Origin of the sequence: Vibrio sp. CB1-14 (assembly GCF_040412085.2) — a bacterium.
In the GTDB taxonomy this organism is placed as follows: domain Bacteria; phylum Pseudomonadota; class Gammaproteobacteria; order Enterobacterales; family Vibrionaceae; genus Vibrio; species Vibrio chaetopteri.
The window spans coordinates 126,339-152,217 of the sequence record NZ_CP115922.1 but is presented as its reverse complement, the minus strand read 5'-3'; the positions used below and the strand labels follow the sequence as shown (position 1 = coordinate 152,217).

General features: G+C 47.2%; 19 protein-coding genes. 10 read left to right on the top strand and 9 right to left on the bottom strand.

The annotated features are described in order from the left end of the window. Positions 1 to 18: 18 nt before the first annotated feature. The 9 genes from PG915_RS24585 to PG915_RS24545 are packed head-to-tail and all read right to left on the bottom strand — an operon-like array spanning position 19 to position 9,000. Positions 19 to 270 (bottom strand): hypothetical protein, encoded by a 252-nt coding sequence (locus PG915_RS24585; RefSeq protein WP_353500237.1) that lies wholly within the window; start codon positions 268 to 270, stop codon positions 19 to 21. Further along, positions 252 to 722 carry a hypothetical protein gene (locus PG915_RS24580; protein ID WP_353500236.1) on the bottom strand — a complete coding sequence of 157 codons (471 nt, stop codon included), beginning with the start codon at positions 720 to 722 and terminating at the stop codon, positions 252 to 254. Before PG915_RS24580 ends, PG915_RS24585 begins: the two co-directional genes overlap by 19 nt. Positions 723 to 730: 8 nt before the next feature. Continuing rightward, on the bottom strand, positions 731 to 1,750 hold the full coding sequence (locus tag PG915_RS24575) for a S49 family peptidase (protein WP_353500235.1): 1,020 nt from the start codon (positions 1,748 to 1,750) through the stop codon (positions 731 to 733). Between the two features lie 10 nt (positions 1,751 to 1,760). Further along, entirely contained in the window at positions 1,761 to 2,462 is a 702-nt protein-coding gene (locus PG915_RS24570) for a DUF4400 domain-containing protein (RefSeq protein ID WP_353500234.1), read from the bottom strand. Further along, entirely contained in the window at positions 2,449 to 3,081 is a 633-nt protein-coding gene (locus PG915_RS24565) for a hypothetical protein (protein WP_353500233.1), read from the bottom strand. Before PG915_RS24565 ends, PG915_RS24570 begins: the two co-directional genes overlap by 14 nt. A 10-nt stretch (positions 3,082 to 3,091) precedes the next feature. Further along, positions 3,092 to 4,999: a conjugative transfer system coupling protein TraD gene (gene traD, locus PG915_RS24560; RefSeq protein WP_353500232.1), complete on the bottom strand. Its 1,908-nt coding sequence runs from the start codon at positions 4,997 to 4,999 to the stop codon at positions 3,092 to 3,094. Continuing rightward, positions 4,989 to 7,466: a MobH family relaxase gene (gene mobH, locus PG915_RS24555; protein WP_353500231.1), complete on the bottom strand. Its 2,478-nt coding sequence runs from the start codon at positions 7,464 to 7,466 to the stop codon at positions 4,989 to 4,991. The genes traD and mobH overlap by 11 nt, the downstream gene beginning before the upstream one ends. 3 nt (positions 7,467 to 7,469) lie before the next feature. After that, positions 7,470 to 8,303 carry a hypothetical protein gene (locus PG915_RS24550; RefSeq protein WP_353500230.1) on the bottom strand — a complete coding sequence of 278 codons (834 nt, stop codon included), beginning with the start codon at positions 8,301 to 8,303 and terminating at the stop codon, positions 7,470 to 7,472. Next, complete coding sequence (locus PG915_RS24545; RefSeq protein ID WP_353500229.1) at positions 8,296 to 9,000, bottom strand: hypothetical protein; 705 nt, start codon at positions 8,998 to 9,000, stop codon at positions 8,296 to 8,298. Before PG915_RS24545 ends, PG915_RS24550 begins: the two co-directional genes overlap by 8 nt. Before the next feature lie 2,189 nt (positions 9,001 to 11,189). Between PG915_RS24545 and PG915_RS24540 the strand changes: the two genes are divergently transcribed. The 10 genes from PG915_RS24540 (at position 11,190) to PG915_RS24495 (ending at position 25,749) form a co-directional block, all read left to right on the top strand. After that, on the top strand, positions 11,190 to 12,272 hold the full coding sequence (locus PG915_RS24540) for a hypothetical protein (protein ID WP_353500228.1): 1,083 nt from the start codon (positions 11,190 to 11,192) through the stop codon (positions 12,270 to 12,272). Further along, on the top strand, positions 12,256 to 12,717 hold the full coding sequence (locus PG915_RS24535) for a hypothetical protein (protein WP_353500227.1): 462 nt from the start codon (positions 12,256 to 12,258) through the stop codon (positions 12,715 to 12,717). Before PG915_RS24540 ends, PG915_RS24535 begins: the two co-directional genes overlap by 17 nt. 198 nt (positions 12,718 to 12,915) lie before the next feature. After that, a complete protein-coding gene (locus PG915_RS24530; protein ID WP_353500226.1) occupies positions 12,916 to 13,515 on the top strand; it encodes a hypothetical protein in 600 nt (199 codons plus the stop codon). A gap of 58 nt (positions 13,516 to 13,573) precedes the next feature. Beyond that, entirely contained in the window at positions 13,574 to 14,107 is a 534-nt protein-coding gene (locus PG915_RS24525; protein WP_353500225.1) for a hypothetical protein, read from the top strand. Then, positions 14,104 to 15,036: a conjugal transfer protein TraF gene (traF, locus tag PG915_RS24520; protein ID WP_353500224.1), complete on the top strand. Its 933-nt coding sequence runs from the start codon at positions 14,104 to 14,106 to the stop codon at positions 15,034 to 15,036. Before PG915_RS24525 ends, traF begins: the two co-directional genes overlap by 4 nt. Before the next feature lie 122 nt (positions 15,037 to 15,158). Further along, positions 15,159 to 15,581, top strand: a complete 423-nt coding sequence (locus PG915_RS24515) for a hypothetical protein (RefSeq protein WP_353500223.1) — start codon at positions 15,159 to 15,161, stop codon at positions 15,579 to 15,581. Then, a complete protein-coding gene (locus PG915_RS24510; RefSeq protein ID WP_353500222.1) occupies positions 15,581 to 16,990 on the top strand; it encodes a conjugal transfer protein TraH in 1,410 nt (469 codons plus the stop codon). The genes PG915_RS24515 and PG915_RS24510 overlap by 1 nt, the downstream gene beginning before the upstream one ends. A gap of 9 nt (positions 16,991 to 16,999) precedes the next feature. Further along, a complete protein-coding gene (locus PG915_RS24505) occupies positions 17,000 to 22,510 on the top strand; it encodes a conjugal transfer protein TraG N-terminal domain-containing protein (RefSeq protein WP_353500221.1) in 5,511 nt (1,836 codons plus the stop codon). Between the two features lie 61 nt (positions 22,511 to 22,571). Next, positions 22,572 to 24,926 carry a hypothetical protein gene (locus PG915_RS24500; RefSeq protein ID WP_353500220.1) on the top strand — a complete coding sequence of 785 codons (2,355 nt, stop codon included), beginning with the start codon at positions 22,572 to 22,574 and terminating at the stop codon, positions 24,924 to 24,926. Then, the gene (locus tag PG915_RS24495; RefSeq protein WP_353500219.1) at positions 24,919 to 25,749 is read left to right on the top strand and encodes a hypothetical protein; all 831 of its coding nucleotides are present in this window, start codon (positions 24,919 to 24,921) and stop codon (positions 25,747 to 25,749) included. Before PG915_RS24500 ends, PG915_RS24495 begins: the two co-directional genes overlap by 8 nt. Positions 25,750 to 25,879 lie beyond the last annotated feature (130 nt).

Below are 25,879 nucleotides of genomic sequence, written 5' to 3'. Positions count from 1 at the left end.
TTTGCCTTCCAGTGTGTGCTATTCATTGCTCTCTCCACCACGACGCTTCTTATCAATCGGCCTGTCTGCGATAGTCGCTACCGTTAACACAAAAAAGCTTGCCCCAATGCCAACTGGAATAATGAGCCCTCCGTGGCCACCGAGCATGTCGACTAACCGCGCCACATTGGGGATAAACAGCGCTATGAGCGCAAGGGCTATCCCCGCGGCAAACACGGCAACAATCAAAGCAATAAAAAGCTCCCTCGACTCTACCTGGACATCATCCATGGCCTACCCCCCAAGGTGATGAACTGATCGCTTGTCACCGGCCTATAATGGCACAACTCACGCATCGCCATATATTTATGGGCGTTCGTCATGGGCTTCATCATCGATTCCACATCGATCAATTCCGGCCAGCGGAATCGCATCTCACGAAGCGACACCACCAAATCGGAGAATGGAGGCTTCTCCCCAATCATCCAGCGCAAAAGCGCAGCAAGGAGAAATGCTCTTCGTTCCAGCTCTTTCTTGTCGTCGACCGAAATGTCGAAGAGCATTTCAAGATCGTCCATGGCATCTTGGACAGCAAAATCGTTGTGTTTGAACCGCCCGTTAACCATCTCTACTTTGAACAGTATTAAACTCTCCGCCCACCAGAAATCCCAATCAGCGCGATTATCGAAAGTCACCTGAAAGAAGAGTTCGTCATATTGGTTTAGCAGTGTGATCGTTCGCATACGTCCTCCTAACGAATCGTCAAAGGTTGCTCAGCTTCAAGGTTGGTCAACGCTTTCGTGACCACTTCAGCCCAAAAATCCGAGCTCATAAGGTTCTGAATACTGAATGAGGGTTTGGTGTAGTTTTGAATGAGCGTGATGTCGTACTCATCCATCAGCTGCTCTCGCAGTTCGAAATGGGTCATGATGTCATCAGCCAAGCCGAGCGCGACCGCTTCGTCACCCGTCCAAACAAGCCCCGTAAAAAGATTGGGGTTGCCGGTATCAAGTTTGTTGCCACGCCCCTCAATCAAAGCGGCTTTAAACTGACGATACAAAGGAGTGAGCACCTGCGTTTGCATGTGCGCCTTCACTTCAGGATTCTCTGGCAAGAAAGGGTCAAGTGAGGCTTTATTCGCCCCTGCAGTCATGGTGCGCCTTTCTATCTCAAGCTTTGAGAGCACTTTGTCAAAACCCCACGTGTCCATTCGCACGCCGACGCTGCCCAGTAAGCTGTTCTTGTGTGCCAATACAACATCGGCGGCGCTCGCCATGTATAGACAAGCTGACGCGCACGCCTCACCGACTGAAAAATAGATGGCTTTGTGGGTCGTCTCGCGCATGTCCATCATGGTGCGGTGTAAGATCTCCGCTTGAACGGGAGAACCGCCTGGGGAGTTCGCCTCAATGATGACTGCGTGCGCCAACGGGTCATTCATCGCCTTTTTTAACGCTTCAGACAAGATGGTGCCATCGGCCGTTTTTGAACCACGTTTCACCGCGCCTTCAAGCTGAATAAGCGCGATGTGCGGCAATGGTGCTTGCCAGAAGTGATACACATACAAGGTATGCGCAATACCAAACACCACTGCGGAAACAATGGCGATGACTTTCAGCGTGTTCATGCGAGTGAACAGCTTAAATCGTTCGGTCATGTCCGCAATTTGCCCGCTCAGAGTGTCTCCTTTACGACGCCTAGGCGCTGCATTGCGCTTTGACCAGTAAGTCAGTGGCTTAGTGAGGAAATGCTGTCGTCTAATGGGTTTCATACCAAAGTCCTTATACGCGCGTGTAGTGTCTGATGAGAGTGGTCGTTGACAAGATCCCGCCAGCCATAAAGACCAGAGGCAGGTAATTCCAAAAACTCAGATCCCAGAGTGGAATAAACAGGTACAGCCACAAAATGATGAGATAGAGCGTGGTGGAGTTGAGCATTACCGTGGAGAGCTTGATATTTTGAACTTCAAAGGTGCTTAAGCGGATTTTGTAGGTGTAGTACGCATCAAGCAGGAAGATAAAAAACGCGACAGAACCATAGATAAACCACTGCGCCATGTAATTAATCCGAAACAGGCTGCGATAGATCATCAGTTTGATGTTCTGCCCAACGCGAGCGGCGCCATTTTGGAAGAGTGCCATCATGCCTTTACCGCGCGCCTCCCCTTCTCTCACCCCTTTAGAAACCTGACTGTCGAGATAATGCTGGATCCCAGTGGCGACGACGGACGCTTCGTACCAACGCTCGGTGCGTGCCAGCACTATGCGAAACTGAGCGGGCTCCAAAGCAGATTGACTGTTTTTTACTTCCGTGACGATTTCGCCAGAGAGGGTATCGGTTGGCACCAAGAAGGTGCTGTATGAAAGCAGCAAAAAGAAGCTCACGACGACAAAAATCACAATGCGTGACGACGATGCCTTACCGTCGCCAAGGATGGCGCGATTGCCTTCGTTGATAAGATCGTTGGTGTCATACGCGGACATCGTCTTGCTCCTTATCATTGTCTTCCGTTTGTGCCATCAACGCATCGAGCGAGCTGTAGCAGGTGTCTTTGCCCACACTTGCGGTTAAGCCAAACATGGATAAATCCGCTCGGGTGTAAATCCTTGGCAGCAACAAGATGGTCATTGAGCGCCTCATCGAGTCCGTCAAGGTGTGCTTGTTCTTGTGACACACCAAGCTTGCTTCACCGGCATCGAGCGCGGGTTTATGGCGCACAACGAACTCTTGATAGGAGCACTCTAAAACGTCCCAATACACGGAGCAGTCCGTTGGCGGCGCTTTGTGCATCTCTATCGACACGGAATAGTCAAAAACATGGGAAAGCTCGTTGAAGATGGTGACAAACGCATGCTTTGACCACACACTGAACCCGGCATCGAGATGGCGACGGTAGCATTCAATAAGCCCGGTTAAGATCGATCGCAACACTCGCTCCTGGTCATGGCCAACCTGATGCCCCACCAGCATTGTGATGTTAGTGGTGATATCTGCCAGGCGCGGCCACTGGGTGTACATGGTTCGAAGCCAGCGCGAATCGCCGCTGCTTAACGTCAGCTGAATGAGTTTCTTCGCGCCATGCTGCTCAACGACTAATTCCATCTCATCTCCATTAGCGTGGTTCGACCGGCAAGCGCACGAGCGTCTTCTCACCATTAGAGAACGAACAAATCGCTTGAAGGTTCGGTAAAGCGGACACCAAATGCGGCGGAAAGAGCGGTCTCTCTTCAGAGTCTTCGCGCATACCGCGCCCACCCGTGAACTGCGACATCGTGTCGTGCGTGCTGGTGGTGTTAGAGCGCATCTTGGTGTGTTTGACGAGGTCGGCAACGCCAATCTTCTCTGAGGTATACTCACGAGTCAGTTTGTCTTCACAGCGAAAGCTGATGGTGTTCGCGCACAAGGACTGCACGCGCATCATGGTGTCTTCACCACATTTATCAGAAATATCTGCCAGGCCTTGCGTGCAGAGAAACAGCTGATAGCGAGACTGACGACCGACGGCTAAAAGGTCGAGCAAAATGGTATTGAGTGCGGAATGCGCCTCGTCGATGAGAAAGACGACTTTGGGCTCTTCCCCTTGGCTAAAGTTGTAGCGATGTGCCGACGCCCCCGCTACAGCTGAGCTCACCAATTTCGACAAGGACGAACTGATGATTGGGTCAGTCAAACCATCGGTCGCCATGTATAACACGCCGCCGGTTCGGGCGATCTCTTCGATGTTCACGATGCGCGGGTCGTTATCGAGGACTTTGTCGTTATTTGGAGATAACAAATGTGATAATGGCTCTGAACAGAGCTGCTCTAGCAGTGCATTGAGCGATGCCGTCTTTGACGCGACATCAGAGTCGGACTTGCTGAACTGGTCGATAATACCCGACAGCGACTCTTCAGCGTAATCACGCGCCAGCGTCGACTGGTAATAGGTCATCATTTTATCGAACAAACTTTTGCCCGGTACGCTGGAGAATTTATTCGCGAGGTTCTTTTCCCATTCGTCACCGTAATTGTCGACGTAATAACGCTTAAGACACGACTCAACCAGCTTGGCCATGCCTTCACGTCGAAGGTAATAACGCAGTGACATTATCGTCACTCGCTCGCCGACGTAGTGCGCCGCCTGAGCCACTTGGTTCACTCGCTCCCAACAGAACGCTCTAAACACCTCACCACTGGCGCCACCTTCTGGGATACAGTTAATGATGCGCGTGGCGATATCTGTGGTTCGGTTAATGTTGGCCAAGCAATCCACCACCACCGACTCTGTCGGTCTCGCGGGAGAGAAGTAGTAGAACTGATCGCTTTTGCCTTGGCGTTTCATCTCCGCTTCTAAGCCGTTTTTCAGCTCCGGGGTATTTTTAGGGTCGATGACGATAAGCAGTACTGGCTCTTCGCGCCAAAGCTCATTAAGAGCGACGATTTTCAGCGCCGTGGTTTTACCGGTACCAGGCAAGCCCTGGCACAATGTGTGTGCACGCCAGGTATCATCACGTACCGAAATGGGGTGCTCTTCACCAAGCCCCATTAAAAAGGGCTCCCCACCGAGATATTCCGTCAAATCTGGATCGTAAGGAACAAACTGTCTTAGGTAGACCGGGACAACAATGTTACGACGCTTGGTAGACATCGCCATAATTTTGTAGGCGTCGGTGGCGTGTTCCGGGTCATAGTTATAACCCTCGCCAAAGTACGTGCGGTCTTTATACTTCTTGGCGCGCTGACGCGTTTTTCCCAGTGGTTCAATGGTCAGTTGTGACGACACCAACTTCGCTTGTCTTTTTACCAGTGGCCAAGCCTGGCGAAACCGGGTGTACCCCATCACTGCGCAGATAAGCGCTGCGCAAACCGCAAAGGCCATCATGTCGCTGAGCGAATTTCCTGTCCAAAGCAGACGAACAGCCTCGACACCTCCAGCGACTACGTAGAATGCACAGCCCACCAGCCATACCTTAGCCTGATCGGCTTCATAAACCGGTCGAAAGTGATGCGTTATCGTATCGGTATCGGGTCTATATAACATGCAGTGCCTCCTTGGACAGACCTATCCTTTTGGCCTCTTCGCTTTCAAGTAACGCCTTCGCGAATGACGCGCTGACGATGCTGAGCGGCTGATACTTATCATCGAGTGGTTTTGGATCGGCAAATCGTGCCCCTCGTATGTCGACCTTCATCGCCATGTTGTAAAGCTCGGTGGATGGCACCGCGACGACGGTCGCTGCCAAGGCAAACACATCCAGCAGCACCTGCACATAACCGTTCTCACCGTCTCCGAGTGTTTTCTCTTTGACCGCTTGGCAGTAGTCGCTTTGTTTAACCACAGCGAATAAGTCAAGTTCTTTCGTGGCGCTTTGGTTGTGTATGTTGAGAAGCTCGGTCAGCCAACCGACACGGACATAAAGCAAACCCTTGTGCTTTTCTGGGCGGATCCAATCTCTGTCCTTTGGCCAGTAATTGGCAAGCACTCCTCGAGAGAGTAAGTAGGCAAGAAAAATAGCGGTAGGATTGTGTCTGACTGAGTCCATTCGCATTTGAACCTGATTTTGATAAGCCTGAACATTCGCAGGCATGCCATCTTTCACATTCGGACGCTTATCGATGCCCATCTCTTTCACTGCACGCCCCGACTCACTGTCTTGTACCACCACGTCTTGCAAACGATGATCAGGTACTTCACGATGCACATCGCGTCCATCAAACCCAGCTTTGTCATTGAATGAACCGAGCGCCTGCGCGACCTTACTGCTCGGTGAAGGTGCGAACCCTGTACGGCCTTGCTTAGCACGCTGCGATTTCGACGATGAGGCGCCATTTGAGGGATTACCACTTTTGGCTGCTTTAGACTGGGAACTGCACGCATTGGTAAGCGCTCTTTGAGATTGCGCCTTTTTCGAAGTGGATTTCTTGGACTTAGGCGAAGTATTGGCCGCGTTTTGCGTCACCGCTTGTGCTGGCTTATCTGTCCCAGGGGGCGACTCTTTGGCACTCTGCTCCTGCTTGCCAGCGCTCTCGATTGCTTTGCCATCACTCGGGGCTGCCGGTTTTTGCCCTTTCATGTTGTTTAACGCTTTTTCGGAGAATGCGATGAACTCAGGTACATCATGGCCGTTAAAGAAGTTCTCCACCTCGGCTATGTTTGATGGGAAGTATTCAAGACGGCCGGCCTCGTCAATTTTGACCAGCTCACCCAACTTAGAGAGCGTGAGTGTCGCATTGGTCATATCCTCTGGGAACACGTTGCTATCGAACAAGGCGCCATTCCAGTTGAGCTGCACCAGGTTGTATTTGAATACAGTTTCTTTGTTTGGTTTGGTAAAGCGGAGCTCACAGGTCTGAGAGTATGGGTGAAGACGACGGAGCATACCGCCATCGTACATAATGTTGATCACCCCTTGAGGAACGATAGGTAGGGCGTTATTCAGGCTCTTATTTACATAAGCGATGATCTCTTTAATCGCCTTATCAGCATCCAGATAGACACTTCCATCAATCATGAACACACGCGCATGCTCTTTGCCCATGCCTTTATGCCAGCTTCGCTTGTAGAGATCGCGCATCGCAAGAACAATCGAGGTTTCCACGCCGATGCGTCGTTTACCGAAAGCACGGTGCCATTGGGTTCGCATGTCCGCTTCAGCGGAGCGATTATCAGCGGCGCGAAGGCAAATTTCGAGGTAGCCGTCTCTCTGTTTGTAGTGGCGCAGGCAATTGATAAGCGGTAGAGACAAGTTGTCATTAGAAGTGTATAACCAGCGACGCAAATCGTCAGTGAGTAACTTATCAAGCAGCATCACTGAAAGATTGTCATGCTCCTGGTGAACGCGACCAGCGCGCCAATGGACAGTGTAGCGGCGGATGGACTCGCGCTCCGCCCACTCAAAAATATCTTCAACCTGGGGCTGCCACACCAGGCCTTCTGGCTTATGAGAGATCACTTCCATGTCAGCGATGATTTTCCCGGCATCGTGAATAATACCGACAAGCCAAGCAGCAAACTGCCAGCGCGGGATCCGCTCGCGCTCGATATCTTGAAAGCCAATTGGGTTGGGCTTGGTAAACTTTGACGCGCGTAGCGACATCAAGCCCACTTCCAGCGAATGACGCAGTAGTCCCCCAACTTCACGGTGATGGTTGTACTCAGACGCAGGGAGCAGATGGTAAAAACCAATCATGCGCCTGATAACCGCAAGGTAAGTGGTTTCAAAGGTGATCTTGCCTTGTACAGTACTTTCCGGGGTCATCCCAGAAGCGAGCCAGGTCTCTCGAAGAATGGCGCGGTACACATAGGCAATATCAGAACGACTGACGATTGGCACGCCGCTTGGTGTTGGGGGATACTCAATGAGTTCGCGCAGTTGTTGCTGCATCTGAGCAATGTGTTTGCGCTGCTCATCAATGATGGCCGCGCTCATTGAGTTTTGTAACTCAAGGCGCACGAGGTCGAGCCCTTTGGCGCTTAACTTGAGTTTCTCCCAAACGTAAGTAAGCATGCGTTAATTCACCTGCTCTTCGTCGAGCTCAACGTTAGCATCTAACTCTTGGTCATCGACAATGACATCGCTCTCAAGCGTGCTTTCCACATTTTCAAGCATCTCGGTCATGTCTTCAGTGGAAAAGGTGTCATCAATCAGGTGATGCTGAGTATTGTCCGTTTCAACTGCGCTATCCGCAGTGTCGACAGCTTCTGCAATTGCCGCTTCTTCCGCTAATCGGTCCGATTCATAGGCCGCTTGCTGATTAAAAGCGGTCAGCTGATTGATAACGCTGTACCTAGTCGAACGTATCGATTTTGTAGAGGAACGTAGGCGGTTGGTCTGCTCGTAAATCTCATTGCAGATACGAAGGATCATTCCTGTCAATCGACGTCGAATGCCATCGTACTGTTCGTCGTCAATCAATGCGCAGTACCAGTAATTTTCAAGCCTGGTCGCTAGCGTATCCATTGCGCTGACCCTGTCTGCAACGCTGAGCATGCTCGGATGCGTAAGCTCTAGAATGTGACAGAACGATTCAGGTACCGCGAACTTCAATTCATTTTCTTTCACGTTGAGACGCTTGAGCGCCTTTCTGCCCTGGCGAACAAGAATGTCAGACTCTCGCTTTAAGTGAAGGTAGTCATTTTCAAAACGTTCAAAAATGGGATTAAACAGAGTGTCAATCGCGTTGAGTAGATGCTTTTGACCAATGGAGTGTTCACGAAGCGTCGCGACACGCTGCAATGCGCCAACCAATACACCACCCCTCTCTAGCAAGATTCGGTGCATGATTTCAGACTGGCAGTTCACCTCGAACTGGAGCGCTTTTCGTTTCTGAATAAACTTAGCCATAAGTATTTCCTTCGTAGGTAGGGCTCAAGCCCGCTTTATCGAGTAATTCGCCACGAAACTGCAGCAAGTCGTCGATGGTCTTTCGGCGCGCGGCCGGAATGGAGATCAAAAATCGATTTCTGATCTCGGTTTCAATGAGTGAGCGCTCATCAGCGCAGATATTCTGGTAGTGCTTGCGTAGGCGGTAGTAGTACAGAAGGTGCACCCCAACATTGTTGACAAGCTGTTCATGCAATTCGAGCTCCCACGACTTCATGTGACGTGACAGCGATTTGACTGCAAAGAAGCCTCTAGACTCACTACTGTAACTGCCTTTACGGATCTCATACGAGCGGCCTCGCAAAACCAAGAGACGCGCCTTTGAGTGTTTCGCGTTGTATTTGCGCTGGCCATCATCATCACGAGCATAATCTCGGTATCTAAGCTCATAGTTCATCGCGTCTGGGTAATTCTTGTTGCGCCGATTCACCGAAAAGAAGATCGCCACTTGCCCGAAGTGCTCTGATTTGCGGTATCCCTTCTGCTTGATCTGACTGATACGCGCATTCTCTTTTTGCTGCGGCTCCGTGTAGAACTGCCTAATACCATCAAGCACAACACCAGCTGCACGATTCAGCTCGTGCTCCATGCTGAATCTAGCCTCACTAAAGTGATGCAGACTCAGGGTAGGGAAATCTGGGTTGTATCGTTCTTTCATGGCAACCTCCTGTGCATTTAGAGCTCAGTAAAGCACTTAAAGAATTCCCAAAATCGAAATAAGCAGCCCAAATGACGCGTGTTATTCATTTTCCTTGCGTATCGCGCACTGGTTAGAAAACGAACAACCCTGCTGAATTCAAATGCTCAGTGGCCAAGGTACTCGCCCAGGCCAGTGGCGCTAACCTGGCGCGTACCCCGGTCGTAAAGTTCACCTAGTACAGAGCCCAGGCGTGACCCGTCCTCTTCGCTGGTGATTGTCAGGTTGTTTAGAGGTAGGTTTGAATAGAATTAAATGTTGGCAGCGCAAAGTGCAGTAGCGGGCGACGGTTCTGGCGTCGAGATTTGAGGAGAGACGTATACCGGGCTATGCCAAGAAGCGAGTGACGTTCACATTGGCGAAGCTCTAGGGTCGCCACCAGCGACAATAAGCCTCCCCAGCAGCTTGCCTTATCACTGTGACCACTGCCTAGCAATGGTGTTCAAGATTGAGCGTACAGAGCGTGTCAATCACATTGGCTAAGCCCTGGGCTCGATGATTGTGAATGGCAGGCTACCTAGCAGTTTCCCTCGGTGTCGTGGCCTGCACCTGGAAGGTATGTCACCTGGCAGGAACTACAGAGCGCCCCGATCACATTGGCTAAGCCCTGGGCTCGATGATTGTGATTGGCAGGCTACCTAGCAGTTTCCCTCGGTGTCGTGGCCTGTACCTGGAAGGTATGTCACCTGGCAGAAGCTACAGAGCGCCCCGATCACATTGGCTAAGCCCTAGGCTCGATGATTGTGATTAGCAGGCTACCTAGCGGATTCCCGCGGTGTTGTGGCCTGTACCTGGAAGGTATGTCACCTGGCAGGAGCTACAGAGCGCCCGATCACATTGGCTAAGCCCTAGGCTCGACGATTGAGATTAGCAGGCTACCTAGCAGTTTCCCTCGGTGGTATTGCCAGAGCATCGAGCCTACTGACTGAAAACGCCCCTAAGTACGAATACAAAGCCCATATCAGCGCTATGCGCTCTACTGGTGTTGACTCGCCCAGTCTTAATTGGAATGACCCTGAGGCAGTTCCCTAATGCGTCGCCGCTAGATACCTAGATTGTTCTGATTTCGAGAGCCTTGCCAACGGCACAGTCCAGCGCGCTCTTCACCCTAGGCACAGCGACAGGCTGCATGACGCAGGGATCCATTCCAACAGTACTAACCCAGCACGAGCTCAAGGCCGCATTGGCCAAGATAGCGGTGATGAATGTGGAAAGAGCCATTAATCGCCTTTAGATGTAATTGAAACCGCTCTAGGCTTATCTAGCGCTCTAGGCCGCGATGGCCAAGGTCGATATTTAGGTCAGAGTGAAAGGCGTCGCTGCAGAACCTTTCTCGCGATGGCGCGTGCCAGGGACGATAATAATTGGCAGTGGATATTCCCCCAGCATAATTCTTGGGTGGATAGTGAGGAGTATTTCCACCCATTACAGATAATTTCTTGTTTTTTTGGCCCTCCACCCAAATACCCATTCTTTTGGCTAATTTTACTTTAAGTAGTAAGGTATACGACTGTTTTTATGTGCTTTTCTCAAATACACGCGCATTTTTTACATGCATAATTTTGGCTCTCCACCCATTACGGGAACTCCTCGAAAATTGTGACTTCAAGAAAAATTCTAACTTATTGTTTTTATGTTCTTTTGAAAAATTCAGGCCAATTTCGCACTAGTAAAAATATGGCTCTCCACCCATTACTGTCCTTCAGGCTGTGATTATCAATGAAATAAAAATCTATCATTTTGTTTTATAAGTGTATTTCATTTTTCTCATGATTTTCACGCCCACTTTCCACCCAATACTAGAAATACCGTTCAGAAAGTATGCTCAACATAGAATTCTCTATCTGCCAATTTACGAGCTTTTTAGTGCTAATCTCCCCCCTTACACTTTTGCCACCTTTTGCCACTACTACTCTCTTATTAGCCTTTTACGCTTTGAATGGTGTGTAGCCAACGCAAACCCGAAATCGCGCGCGCCTCTTTTCGCCACTTCTTGCTTCACCATTGCCACTCACCGACACATATTCCTGTATTTAACGCAGATGCGGTAACTTAACCATTTAGGCAAGCTCAATTTGGCTGCTTAATTTACCAATGGCTACTTTCGAGAACCTATTTTTCAAGAGTGATTTTTTAATTTGGAGCCTGTTATGTCTAGTAAGAATGAACTTACCTCAGCTGCGATTGATATTGGGTTTGGTACATGTGCCGTTACCACTAACCTACATCATAGAGTGCCCTTTTATATTGATTACCCATCTCGAATAGTCAGGATTAACAAACTCGATCACTCAAGCACGGACGCAGCGATGTGGAAAGGGAAATCCACCAGTGAAGCTTCAGTCATAGTCCACGTGAACGGCACTGACTATGAAGTTGGTCCCAATGTTTCTAGCCAAGCTGCGGATGGCGTTCGTGCTCTTCATTCCGACTTCGTATCCAGTGAGCGCTATCTAGCTTTGTATAAAGGCGCATTGGGATTACAGCCCAATGACTGCCTAGACTTCCTTGTTGTTGGACTACCTTTAGATGCGCTTATCAAAGCCAAAGAAGTCAGAGACCTTATGAGTGGTGTTCATTTCATAGGTAGCCGAAAAATAAACGTCAAACACGTAAAGGTGTTTGCTCAGCCTCTTGGCGCTTTATTATGGCATGCAAAGAAAACTGCCGATAAAGAGAACCCGAGAGAGGACATCATGCACTTTCTAAATGGAGTTCCGAAAAGGGCAGTGCTCGACCAAGGCTACGGCACATTTGACTGCCTTACTGTATCCGGATTATTGCCTGACAAGCCTCAATCTGGTGCCGCGCAGATCGGCCACAATAAAACGCTTGCGGCGGTTTCGCTTCATTTGACGAACAGCTTTAACGCCAACGTAAGTGCCGAGCACGTTGACCAAGCATTTAGGACAGGTGAACTGCACGTCTTTGGTAGATCTTACTCTTTTCCAACTTGTGAGAGCTTTGACGTACTTCCAATCATTCGAGCTCATGTGAATGACTGCATTGAGTTTACAAAAAACAAGGTTGGCAGCGCTGTCGATATTGCTGAATTTCTATTAGCTGGTGGTCCTGCGCCTTACTTCTTAGAACCGATGAAGAAAGCATTCCCTCACCATCGCATCATACTCGTAGAAGACCATGCAAGTGCTGTGGTTCGTGGCTTCGGGGAGATTGCTCGCCAATGGCGAAGCAGCCAAAATGCAGAGCGTACCCATGACGAGCCGGCATAATATTCGTTGCTCTCACGCAGCGATCCCGGAGTCTTATCAAAACTTCGAAGCTAGAGCTTTGCGAAAGCTTTTACTTGGTGGGCTTAATGCGTTTGTTAAAGCCAAAGGCGTATCCACCGTCGATTTATACGCTTTAGAAGGTAGGCGACTTAAGCTTCCAGTGGTGGAGATTCGACTCTCAGTAAGCGAGATCTACCCAGAGCTTTCGGCTTATCTTTCGGCCTCCCAGTCGCCGACTCGGGCTTTGGAAGAGATTTGTTACGCTTTTGGTTATTTCATGGCTGAAGAAGACCAAGCTGCGCAATATTCAGAGACTTCTACCAATGTCGATGATTCTAGTGCAATAAACGAGCCCATCGATAACCATAGTAATTCCCTTCTTGATAACCTGATGTTCATGGAAGAAGAATTAATGGTAGAAAGTACAGATAAGTCTCAGAATTGAAACAAGTTTAGATTTGACAAATTGCAACACTTAATTTTTTCAACCTTGAAATCGATTACTTTGCAAACAATACTCTTGCTGTGCAAATAGGAAATTTGCACTCCGATCTGACTAGGAAGTTAGATCAAGCCGGAAAGCCAGGGCGGCTTTCCACCAAAACTTTTTTGGGCAAAAAAGTTTTTATATCGGAGAATAATTATGAGATTACGTCAGTTTTCTGAGCTATCAAGAAACTTGGTTCTTACGGCTCACTCACACAGTCTTCGCGACACTTCAAACAATTTTTTCGTGCATTTTAATGCTGAAAAATTTCGCAAACTAGACCCTCAGCAGCTAAGTGATTTCTTGCGTGGTGTGAATTGTCCTCTTGAATTTATCAAGACCAATATACGCCACCGCTCGGGCATAGAAGCTTTCGTGGACGCATGTCGAAAAGATGACTTTTCCGACTACCTTGAAACCTATCGCCTACATAATCAATGTAAAAAATTCAATTCAACAATACACGTAATGCACTGCGTAGCAACTCCAATCCTCATTGAACTAAGCAAGCTTGCTAAAGAGCATCCGGATAACTTGCGTGCGCTTTTGTACTGTTCTAGAAAGGACATTACAGCCCTTGCCTCTCTCTCTACGACAGAGATTCTTCGTTGCATTGACCATGGCTTTATTCCATTTACACTTCGGTGCGGGGACGACTTAATTGCCGCTGTAGAGCATCAAGATCGCAAGGCTTTGTTGCAGTCGTTTCTTTGTCGTCACGCTGTACAAACATCGTCATTTATTGCAGCAATTTGACCTCCAATGACCTCACCTACTCGTGAGGTCTTTAAGTAACACGTTATCGGAGGCAATTATGGACTTGCTATCGACCTCTACACGTAACCACTTTGAATCAAACAAGACCGCTCTTGAGCTCGCCACCCTCGGTGCGACTCGATTAACTATACAAAACCTTTTCAATTCCTGTTCATTGAATGTGAGAAATGAAATTGATGAACGTCGGAAAGAGCGCACCGTGCCCTTAACTCGTTCAGGGAAAGTCAGCAGCTTCCTTGAGTTCAGTAATCTTGAAGCATACCAATTGACTGCAGCTTTCTATCAAACCTACACCTTACTAACTAAAGACCCCGATATTGAAAAGCCTATAGATCCGAAAGCGTTTCTTGAAAGCTACCAAGTTTTGTCTGTTACCTATGATCACCAATCCTGCCGTGACCATCTCGACATCAACCGCGCACTAAGCGTTCTTCTCAAAATACGGGAGCACTCTCTCAAGATGGTGAAGTGCCAGAGTCGAGAATGCCATTGTCTTTACATCGTGAAGTTTGAGAAAGATCTGACAGTATGTCCATTCTGCGGCAGTCGTAATAGAGAGAGTGGCTTATGAGACCAATTATTATTCTTGCAGTACTACTGCCGTTTCAATGTTTATCTACCACTGGGGACTATATTTCGCGCTCTGATGATGCACCGTCTGGGTGGCACTTTTATGATGAGGATCCACCTAAACCGGAAAAAGAAGAGCCTCCTATTCAAGAGAGCACTACACCAATTACTTCAACACCTATGCAACCATCAGCGCCCGCCCCTCTCAGCTCAGCATGGATCCGGGAACAATGGCCTAAGTTTCGCGATGCTGCTATAGATTCCCCAACACCAGAAAACATCCGAAGAGTTCGCCTCCTCCAACGCGTGATCATGGACAAGTCGACGGAATTTAGCGATGCGTTCATCCAAGACTCTATCAACACCCCTCTTCTCAATGAATCGCTCGCACGGCCTGCTACAAGCTTTGCTATTGGTGCATTTAATGCCCAACAGAATGCAAATAGAGCTACCCTACTAGAAGAAATCGGCAAAAAGGCAGGCTTATGGTTCTTTTTTGAAAGTGACTGTGAACTTTGCAACAGACAAGCACCGCTGCTAAAACATCTTGAGTATGGTGGACTTGATATTCAAGCAATAAGTATTGATGGACCTGGCTTAGTCTCAGGACTATATCCAAACTATACGTTTGATATGGGACAAAAGCATAAGCAATTAAAGGTGGCACGTGTTCCCGCTCTGTTCTTAGTCACCTATGACGGTGAGTTTGTCATCCCAATCACTCAGGGGCTACACACTGTAAGTGAAATCGAAGAGCTAATTTTTCAACAATCTAAAACGGCAGACTTGATAACGGATACTGAGTTCAACAGTGTTGCCAAGACCCAAAGAACTAACCGCTATCAGATCCCAAACGACCAAATTCCAGATGCCGAACGAATGGCTACAGATGCGGCGTACTTCAATCAGATTTTACTACCCAACGAATAACAAAAGACTGCATTGAGACTGAAGCCTATTTCTTAATCACATCATTTGGGCTGCTTAATCAGAAAAACGACGTCATCAATCTGCCATGCTTGGTTCAATTTTCAAGCATGATGGATTGAACTATGAAAATCTGGGTAACAACGACTCTGGCCGCACTTGTCAGTACATCGCCATATGTGATGGCTTCCCCTTTCGATTCGATCCCAGCTGCAACTATCGATATCGAAAAGGTCAATACGCTCATCACTGAAATCGAATCTTCTGACGAGAACGTGATGCCTGTCATTATGCGTTACTACGCTGCAGTTCTACCTACGCTTCGATATCGAGCTCTAGTCAAAGAAGACCCTCTATCTGTTCGACTCTATTCACTTGTAGAAGACAGTAGCTATGAGTTCATTCAATTCTACTTAGCCGATAAAAGCGCTATGGAACCCAGCTACCAAAAATTCTATGAGGATTTCATCACGTCAGATTCGACAGAGACTATCCGTCAAGTTCATGTCCATATCCCACTGCCAGAAGTAGTAGAAGGAGAGTTCTAATGAAGCTTTCACTGTTGATTCTTTTTTGTTCTCTTAGTGTCTGTTCTTGGCACACTTCAGCCACACCTCTCGCAGACTTATTCGACGCCTATGAAGTGAGCCATGGCGTTACCAGTGTAGAGACACAACAGCGTCGTGGCGTCGTTTTTGGTTCCTACAATATGCGCTTCAAAACCTCCACCCAGAACTTGATGCGATTTCAACCCCCCTCACTTGCTGCAGGTTGTAATGGAATCGACATTCAGATGGGAGCATTCAGTATGATTCGGGATTTAGGCGGCCAGCTACAAAACTCAATGCGTCAGATTGCCGCGGGTACAGGCTCTTATGCGTTTATGCTAGCTGTAGACAGCTTGTGTGCTCAATGTAGCTCTCTTATGCAAGCACTAAAAGAAAAGCTCGATGAATGGAATAAATTCTTCAAAGACTCATGTCAATCTGGTCAAGCGATGGCGAGGTGGGCTAACGACAACTTTGGCATTTCTGAGAAGATTAGAAACAACACTTGGATGTCCGCAGTTAATGAAGGGGTCTCAGATACAGGTGAGTGGTTTTCCAGTCTGCCCGGCAAAAGTCTAGCGACTATTTTGAATGACATTGAACCATCTGGAAGCTTTGATCCAGGGAGCTCTGAGTACTTTGGCAATATCATCTATGTTTCGATGGATCTCGCAAATGTATCAACCATTCAAACTACCCATGGTTGGAAATACGAAGAAATTATGCAAAGTCTCGTGGGTGCAAAGATCTTTGAATTCTCCGATTCTAGTGAATTGGGCTCTAAGACCATTTCTTCGCGCTTTACGTTAAAAGACTTGGCGTTCGGAAGGGAAAAAGACTTCAGTTATATAAAATGTGTTAACCCAAGTGACTCAAAGTGCTTTGAAATTTCTGAACAACCAATGCCTAACTGGGTCTCACTTGCAATGCATGTTTGCCAAATAATTACAGGTGCTCAGGACGACAATTGTGAGCAACCTAGTGCAAACAACCTCCTTTCTGCTATTCGTACTGGTGGCCGAAGCCCTAACAATCAAATCACCAGTGCACAGCAATCTTTGTTTATCAGCAGTCCGTTCAACGTTTACGAAGTCTTTAGACGTCTTGCTCTTCGAGGTTATGACATTAAACAAGTTAACGGCATGGTGGCTTATCTGTCTGACGAAATCGCTTATCGCTTTGCACAACACCTTGGAGATGAGCTTCGAAGAGATCTCATGGCTACTCATTTCACCATAAAGAACAGCCATCTAACGCAAGCTGAGTTTATCAAAGAGGCGATTTCAGACATCGACAAACAGATGGATAGCTTAACCAGCGAAATATCAACCCGACGCGAATCTGATTCTGCCAAGGCAGCACGTGAACTTATTCGTAAGTGGTCAATAGAAATGCCATGGATTCTCTAGGAGCGCACAATGGAACTGACGATTTACACGCTAGGTAACTTTGATTTTACCTCTCTTGCTTTCAGAGCTCTGCAAATGGCTTTCGATGTTGATACGGGTGAATTCGGTGTCCCGAATGCGATGCTCGGTGTTGCACTTGTACTCTCGTTTTTCACTGGTGCACTACAAGGGATCTTTGATAGAGGATTCCCTGACTTCAAAATGCTGATAACAGGCTATATTTTTTGGCTTATTACATTTGTTCCACGAATCGATGTGATTCTAGAGCATCCCAAAACGGGAGATGTCGCGTATTACCCTCAAATGCCTGCTGCTATTGCTATTGGTGGCTCTGTTGCAACAGGATTACCATACGCATTTCTAGATACGCTAGAAGACTTATTTGTATCACCTCGACAAGCGGAGGGCGGTCAACTTGATGCGCTTCGCGTCGTGACAAAGCTCGAGGGCGTGGGTGGTCGGTCTGAACCCTATCGAGCTATCGGGTCCGGTCTTCGTACCGACCTTTCTGCGTCATTTGATAACTACATTAATGATTGCTATTACGAAGATCTGCGGATGAACTATCCTGGAATAACCCAAGCCGATATCGGTAGTTTGTATAAGTCATCTACACCACTTACAGAACTAAAAGTCGATGCCACAGCATGGTTCACGCAAGTAAAAATCAATACCGACAGTTTCCGGACGGTAACTTGCCAAAGCGCATACACCCTAATTGCAAATGAACTTAGCAACGCATCCACTGGTTACTATCAAGCAATTCTTAGTCAGCTTTCACTCACTGGCCTTAGTGAAGAAGAAGTAGACAATGCAATCATTCAACTAGGTATTCAATCTTTAGAAACACGTGACATTGTCACTAATAATTTCATTGCGTACCATCACTACAAGAATGCACAACTGCGTACTGAAGATGAGGGTTTCCAGTACTATCTTGCTGACTATCAAGAGTTTCAAGCAAAGTCTAAACGTATCGTTGAACAATCAAGCATGAGACAACTATGGCTAGAAATGGCTCCTGCTCTGATAACCATAATGGAGGTTTTTGCTTGGTTCTGTACGCCTTTGGCTTCCTTCATGATTGTATTTGGAGGTGGATTAAAAACTGCCACTGGATTTGTCAAAATACTACTGTTGGTGGGGCTCTATCCGGTCGTTGCAGCCCTAATTGATTTCTATTTAGATTGGTCTATCCAAAGGCACCAATTTCAAACGGCATCCTTAAGCTCCGGCGATGCCTTTAGTATTGGTGGACTAAATACCTTCTACACAACAGCTTCGAGTTACGTTGCTAATGCTTCCATGATGTACACCTTCATACCACTACTCGCTTTCATCATGCTTAAAGGAGGCGAGTACGCCATGGTTTCTATGGCCAATCGCCTCGGAGGGGGTGGTGTGAACGCAGCTCCACTTGCGCCGCAATTAGCTCCAAATGTTGCGTCAGGCTCCTTCAAAGTTGGTCTAGATTCGTTTACTCGACAAAACGGTGAAACTGTTCGTACAACATCAGGTCTGAGCGATATTGGTATGACCAACATGAGTGGTGTTGCGGGAATCAGTTCTTCAATCAATAGCAGTCAGCAAGCGTTGAGTAGCGCAATGATGTCGTCCCAACAACAGTTCAGCACCTCATATCAGCAAGCACTTGCGCATGTTCGTTCAAGCACACTAAGCGGGTCTAGCGCAAGTGGGGAACGTGCAAACTACTCTGAAGCAAGTCAATTTCAGCACGCGCTCACTCGACAATATGCTCACCAAAACAATTTGTCCTATGACGAAGCGCAGAAGGTAGTTGCTAAAGCTGGCTTTGGCGCGAGAGGTAAAGGCGGTGTATTTGGTGCAGAATCCAACATGACGCTAAGCAAAGACGAAAAAGAGTCGATGCAAAAAGCAATTCAAGCCACCAATCAGGAGATGAAAAACTCCGGCAGCGACTTCCAAGTATCCAGCGTCGCAGAGCTTAGAAAAGCTTTTTCAAGCAACCACAATGACAACAGTGCGTTTGCGAAGATGTGGCAAGCGGGTGAAAGCTATTCTGAGAGTAAGCAGCGCATGGAGCTTAACAATCAGACGCTTGGTGCTACGAGAGGTATGACAATTAATGCTCCAACCAACTTAAGTGCGGCAGCTTACAGTGGCGGAAGAATGGAAAAGTTCCTAATGAACAATAACACTACTGGTTTATCTTCTAATGATCTGACCCGCGCTATCACTGAGAGAGCGAAGTATTTTGACGGCAACAGAGACATGGCCTCAGCGGAAGTGTGGAAGGAATCAGTCGCAAGAAGACAGCAAAAGTTTGCTAATGAACCAGATTTTGATAAACGAATCCACATGCTTGGATCCATGGCCACAGAATTTAAATCTCTTGGTAAAGAAATTGGTGAGCAAAATCTCGAAGCCATGGGCAACAATTTAACTCTTCTTCAAAGCAAACTGGTCTCTTTGCCTGAGCTACCGGCTTACAATGACGTTACTAACACGACAGGTGCAAGCCAAGTTATTGCAACTGAAGGTGCCAACGTAGGTAACGCTGTCACTAGTACGGTCAATGCTCAGTCTCCAGAACGTACCTATGAAGAAGGCAAGCAAGTTGTCGCAAAAGCTCGTGCTACCAACGAAGCCAAAGCAAAAGATCAGCATATTGAAAACGCCACCCTAACTAAAAAGCACTCTGCGACGGTTAACGACGCAGTTGGAAACGGCCCTGATCAACTGAACCATCAGTTTATCAAGCAAACGCTTGGTTCTGTAATCCAAGCAGCCCATGACTTTATTCCATTGTCCAACTCTGGGATTGCTCTGGAGGCCGCAAATAATGGATTGCGTAATTTCGGTACTCTTTCATCGTTTGCCAAAAAAGCTCTGGATACTGGACTATCGAATATATCTTTTGATAAAGGCGAAGGGTTTATTGCAAACCAGGGTTCCGTTTGGACTTCCCCTGCTGTCAATTATCAGAACTCACAAGCACGAACTGAATTTGCAACGTTCGCGGCTATGTCTATGCCGGGGCAAGACGGAAAGTCGATGCTTGATCATGCACTGGTTAGTAACGGCAACCTTGATGACAATAACATCAAGAAAATTAATGAGTTCCAAACTCGTGTACGCGATTTAGTAGCTGATAATCCGACATTTGCGAAAGAAGTTTCTGGCTTACAAACGGGGCTATACACGCCCGAACAATATAGAGACTACATAAGCTACAAAGCCCATGGTCGCTCTTCGATGAACGAAGAAAACCTAGGCAATGTCATGCATGTTTCAAGCGCTCTTGGTGACAACTCAACAAATGAGTCAGCGTCCAAGTTTGTCACCTCTAAATTTAGCGAGGCAGGACAAGCTATGCATGATTATTTTAACGAAAGACCATATGCCAGAGTATCTGGTGAAACCTCTTCAGGCAGGTCACAAGCAGTGCAGCAACTTGAAGACCCAAGCTATTCTGTCGATTTTTCTCGACCTATCGAAAACAATAGTAAATCTCAATCAGAGACCGCTATCTATAATGGTCAAAACGCTAAACTCAAAAGTCTTGTTGAACATGGTTCAATCAAATCTGAAGATGCTGAACTTGTGCGTCAGTCACAATCTCTGGCTACCAATATCCCTCCAGAGCAGCTAGCTAAAGTAGAGAATTTAGCAGCGCAACATAATATCCAACTAAGTAATGCTCAGCGCGAACGCATCTACGCATCTAAAGAAACAGAGAGTCCTCAACCTCAGCAATTTTCAGGGCGATGGGTGACCCCCACAACTGAAAAGGCCGCACCAACTTCAACTGTAAAACAACCAAGTAGCCCTACCTCTGAGACCGACACTTCTACTGCTAGTAAGGGAGAGGTACAGCAAGACGACAAAGGTAGACTAGCACCTACTAAGCAGGTCGCTGTCGATCCTCAATACTCTAGTGATAGCTCTCCTGTTGGACGAGCACTCCCAGACAAACCAACGAACAAGGTTGCAACGAGTTTACCTGAAGTCATAACCCAACATACTACGGGTGACAGCGCTGAGAGGAAGGTAGCAAGTAGAAGTGATAATACTACTTCAGCATCAAACGTAATCGCTCCACCGTCAGAAGCGAATTCACCTGCATCTGAGTCTACGACGGCACCAAACTCTCTTGCTAAAGTGGATGCGGGTAAATCTGAATCAGCACCTGCTGCTTCAGAGCTGAAAGGCTCTACCAACGTCGCGGGTGCACAAGCACTTAGCGAACCTAGCAGCACAAAATCGGTCGACGTAAGTCAGCCACAATCGAATAGTAACGGTGCACAGACGTTTGCCGGTGTCGTAAGTCAACCTGGATCTTCGCCTTCCGCGCAAAACGTTAGCTCGCCAACGCCCGACGCGAATTCACCTGCATCTGAGTCTACGACAGTACCAAACTCTCTTGCCAATGTGGATACGGGTAAGCCAGCGCCAACTGGTACAGAGCTAAAAGGCTCTACCAACGTCGCGAGCACCCAAGCACCTAGCGAACCTAGCGAACCTAGCGAACCTAGCGAACCTAGCGAACCTAGCGAACCTAGCGAACCTAGCAGCACAAAATCGGTCGACGTAGGTCAACCACAAGCGGGTAACAACGGTGCGCAGACGTTTGCTGGTATCGTAAGTCAAACTGGCTCTTCGTCTTCTGCGCCAAACGTGAACTCACCTGCGCCCGAAGCGAAATCGCCTGCACCTGAATCTACGACAGCACCAGACTCTCTTGCTAATGTGGATACTGTTAAACCAGAGCCAGGACCAACTGGTACAGAGCTAAAAGGCTCTACCAACGTCGCGAGTACCCAAGCAGTCTCGGAGTTCTCGCCAACTAGAGCGACTGAAGAAGTACAGCCACTACCTAGTAACGTAAGCAATGAGCCGAGTTCAGATCTCATACCCACCAGCGAGACAGTTGCTCAAACCACTAGTCGAAGTAGTGAAGAAACTCCGTACATTTCTCAGGACATAAAAGACCTTCAGGGAAGTGACGGGGCGGAACTCGTAACCACTAGAAACAACGTTGACTTTGCAAACCAAGAAAGCCCGAGTCAGGGGGTGGCAAGTGAAGCTCTTATTCCTGCTCAACCGATTGCTGACATAACCGTCAATGATGCTGCACAAGAAACTGCGGTAAGAGATCTAGAGCAACGTGGAACACTTACTCAAAACCAAGTAGCTCTCGTCCTCTCGTCTCAAGATTCAGGCGCCAACATAACGTCATCGGATTGGAAGGAAATCCAATTTTTGTCTGACAGATACGGCTTCGCGTTGACAGATTATCAAAGAAGCAATATTGCCAATGAGCAATTACCGTCTGATGATACAAGGTCTACGTTGTCAAGTTCGGAGCCCTTATCTACAGGAAACTCGACGCTTTCAACAACTGAAGCGTTGATCTCTCCTCCTTCAGCACTTGATGGATCTCTAGATATGTTTGACGTACAAGGAAGACTCGACAACATAACGTTTGATGGCACTGAATCTCCACTGGATATTGATAGCGATGTGAAAAAAAGTTAGCAAAAAAAAGTGAAGTTCCTGCTCGTTGCGCCTATTAATATGCAACTAGGGGAGAAAATATATGCGTTTGATAGCACTCTTATTGATATTCTCTGTAAATGCTACAGCTGCAATCAAATACACCGCGGTAGCTGAAGTCGCACTAGATAGCAACGATTCACATAGTGTGACTTTGGCGGAACAAGCTGCAATCTATCTTGCGATTGACAAAGCACGGGAAGAATCAAAAATCTACCTCTCAAGCTCAGAGTTGGAATCTTTACAGTATCACTCGAGCAGCGCGTATCCTGATGCACTATCAATGGAGATACTGCAAGTGAAGCATGGCTCATGTGTTGAAAGCCATCGACACGCTAGCAAGCTTTGTATCCAAGCCTCTATCGCACTCAACGTTGGCAACTCTATCAGCGTACTAAACCAAAATATGAGTTTTGTCAGTCAAGATAGTTTGCCTGGACGCACTTTTGTCAGCCCCTTTTCCAAGCATCTCATGATGCTGTCAGAGCTCGCTATGGAATCAGGAGTTTCCATTCAAGATAAACCATACACGGCTAGTGGTACCAATATTGACCTAGACCTGTCCTTTTCCGATGCAGACGCTGTTGTTGCTAACGACAACAATACTGCCATCGTCGGTAACATTATTCTTGATGTCTCAAATAGAGACATCAACTCAGAGGTATTCCGAGACGAACTGAAAAGAGCACTTCGCGACAATGCGCTTTCTAAGTTAAATTACAAAGTGGTTAGACGAGAAGAAAGCTTGGACAATGATGAACTGCTTTCTAGCTTTGAGGCTTTACTACCTGCTATTAAAGTCATCCCTAACTCTTTTAAGCAGACTGAAGTTTCATGTCGAAGTGGCTCTGGTACTTGCTATTCGTTTACTCAAAAATTCACCGTTGATGCAGGCCTAACAAGGGCAATTCTGTTAGAGCGAAAAAAAATGCGCTCTATAACTCGATGGTCAGCGAGTGACGTCACCGATCTCTATCGTCACTCACCCTTATTCAAGACCACTTTCCGTGCCCAACCTTTTCCCACTTATCTCGATTGGCTCGCTTCGAGTTTTGAAGATATTAATCCCAATACTAGAAACACAGTTGCTAGATTGGAGCAATACATAATCGACAAGACCAGACCCGTGATTGATGCCTATGGTCGGGAAATAAGTGACGCTGTCAAATCATACTATCGGAGAAACCCGTTTTTCCATGCTGTCGATCTTAAGGCGCTAGCAGTCGGCAACTCCCCTGCTGTCACAAAGACTATCGATAACAAATTGCGACCTTACAGGCCTTGGCCAGATAAGCCATTAGAAGGTGATTATGTAGGGATCAATCAGACTCCATTCAAACTACTGGTTCCATTGAAAGATACGCCTTATGAAGAAACAAATGACTATTACGTAATGGGATCTTTTAGGACAGAGATGCAACCGTTAGAAATCTATGGTTTCACGACTAAGAATTCGTCAGAAAAGCTAGCAATTACAATTCATGAGATCAATCTACGGTATGACTTTAGTGGATTAGTGAGAGACCTTTGTGCTCTTCGTTCATTTGAGTTCTATTCGATTACGGATGAGGACCTCTATCTGTGTGATAAACCATCAATAACCAAGACTCCAGAGGACTCTTTTCCGCTTTCTAACTACGCTATGTCATTCGGTGGTTACAACTGGAATCACGTCTACCACCAACACATATTCGGCTCACTATCTGATGAGATTGTTCTACCGCGGGATTTTGAAACCAGGGAGCAGTGCTTTCAGTTATGGAATATGCCAGCCACACGGGACTACTACAAAGCGACCAGAAGTTCTACCTACCTGCGTGTGACTGAGCTTGGGAAGGAGCTGGCTGCTTATGCAAATGGAGCAACTGATCGTTCGCAGTTTCGATACAAGCCTGTAGAGACTTGGAACGAAGTAGATCTAAGCTACGGACTCACTGGGGATAGTTCGACAGGTATCATGCTGGACATGAGTGTTGTTAAACATGAGGGCGAAACTATGAACACTGGTCAAAGTGGCGGCATCAAACGTAAACACATCGTCAATAAGCCTCGCGATAGCGTATGTGTCCTTGAGCAATATCGGATTCGAGACTATCTGAGAACCGACCTTACCTTTCAGAATCGAGCCGGTTTACAGTTAGCGCTGCGTGAGAAAACGATTAAAGTCCAAGCTGGCTTGTCTGCACCTAGACAGAAAGTGAAAGCAAGTAATCCATTTATCCATGACATTGTTGTAAACCCCTCCCGCAGAATCACTGACTACGACTTTGAAACAGGATTCGTTACACAACACCCGTGCTTTTCTGCATTTGCCACAAATCCCAAAACAGTGGCAGGAACATGCGACATTAGAGCCAGTAAAAGCTTCGGATATCAGTTAGGTGTTATAGATGAGTAAACAATCTACAGAAGCAATGATTGATAGATTGCAAGCTTTAGAAGAAGGCAAACTTCTGCCCGCTTTAAGAAGAATATATGCAGTGGATCATCAATCATTAACCAGTACAGACCTTCTGGATGCCTTCGCTGTCGAACATAGAATAAGCGATGCTCCTAAGGAGCTAATTTTTCTTCGAGCATGCAAAAAGCACAAGATATACATAAAAAATGACCTCTACAGACATCTTTTGACAACCTTAGAGGTCGAAAAGCCTATCGACTACCTTAGAAGACATTACCCAGTAGCCAATGACGGGTTTAATGCACAGCTGTCCAAACGTTATAGCAACCAAATATTCAGCTTACCCGCTCTCAGTGGTGACTCGCTTAACCATCTACTTGATGCTTGTGAATTGCACCAATCTTCACTTGCTGCGTTCTTGGCAGACACCTCACCCCAACTAATCGTAGCTCTGAGAGTTAATTATTTGACCGCCTTCATTAACGAACAAGGTAGCAGCCATTTGGGTAACCCCATCATCACTCGCACCAAATTCAAGAATGACGAGGAGATAGAGTTTTTGACTGATAGTCCTGTCGCTTTCCTACTACTCAAAGCGTCTAAGAAGTCGACCATCTACGTGGATCCATTGCATCCATTTAATGGATTGGAAAACTACCTGTTGAACTGCAACATCAGTTCTAATGCCCAAGTTTTGTCTTGGAACCACTCCACTAATGAATGGCTACCTCATATTGAGCTATCAGCAGAGTTGTTTGACTTCACGCAGCCCTACGTACCGGAAAATTATCTAACAGAGTTACGGAGATTTTTAAGATGATCGAACTTCAACATCTCACCTCCCCCATACTTAAGGGGATTCGCTTACTAATTTGCGCTGCAGCAATCATCTATGGTGTGAGTGTCCTAACATCGGTATCCCATGGGTACTACATTCCATGGTGGCCAGC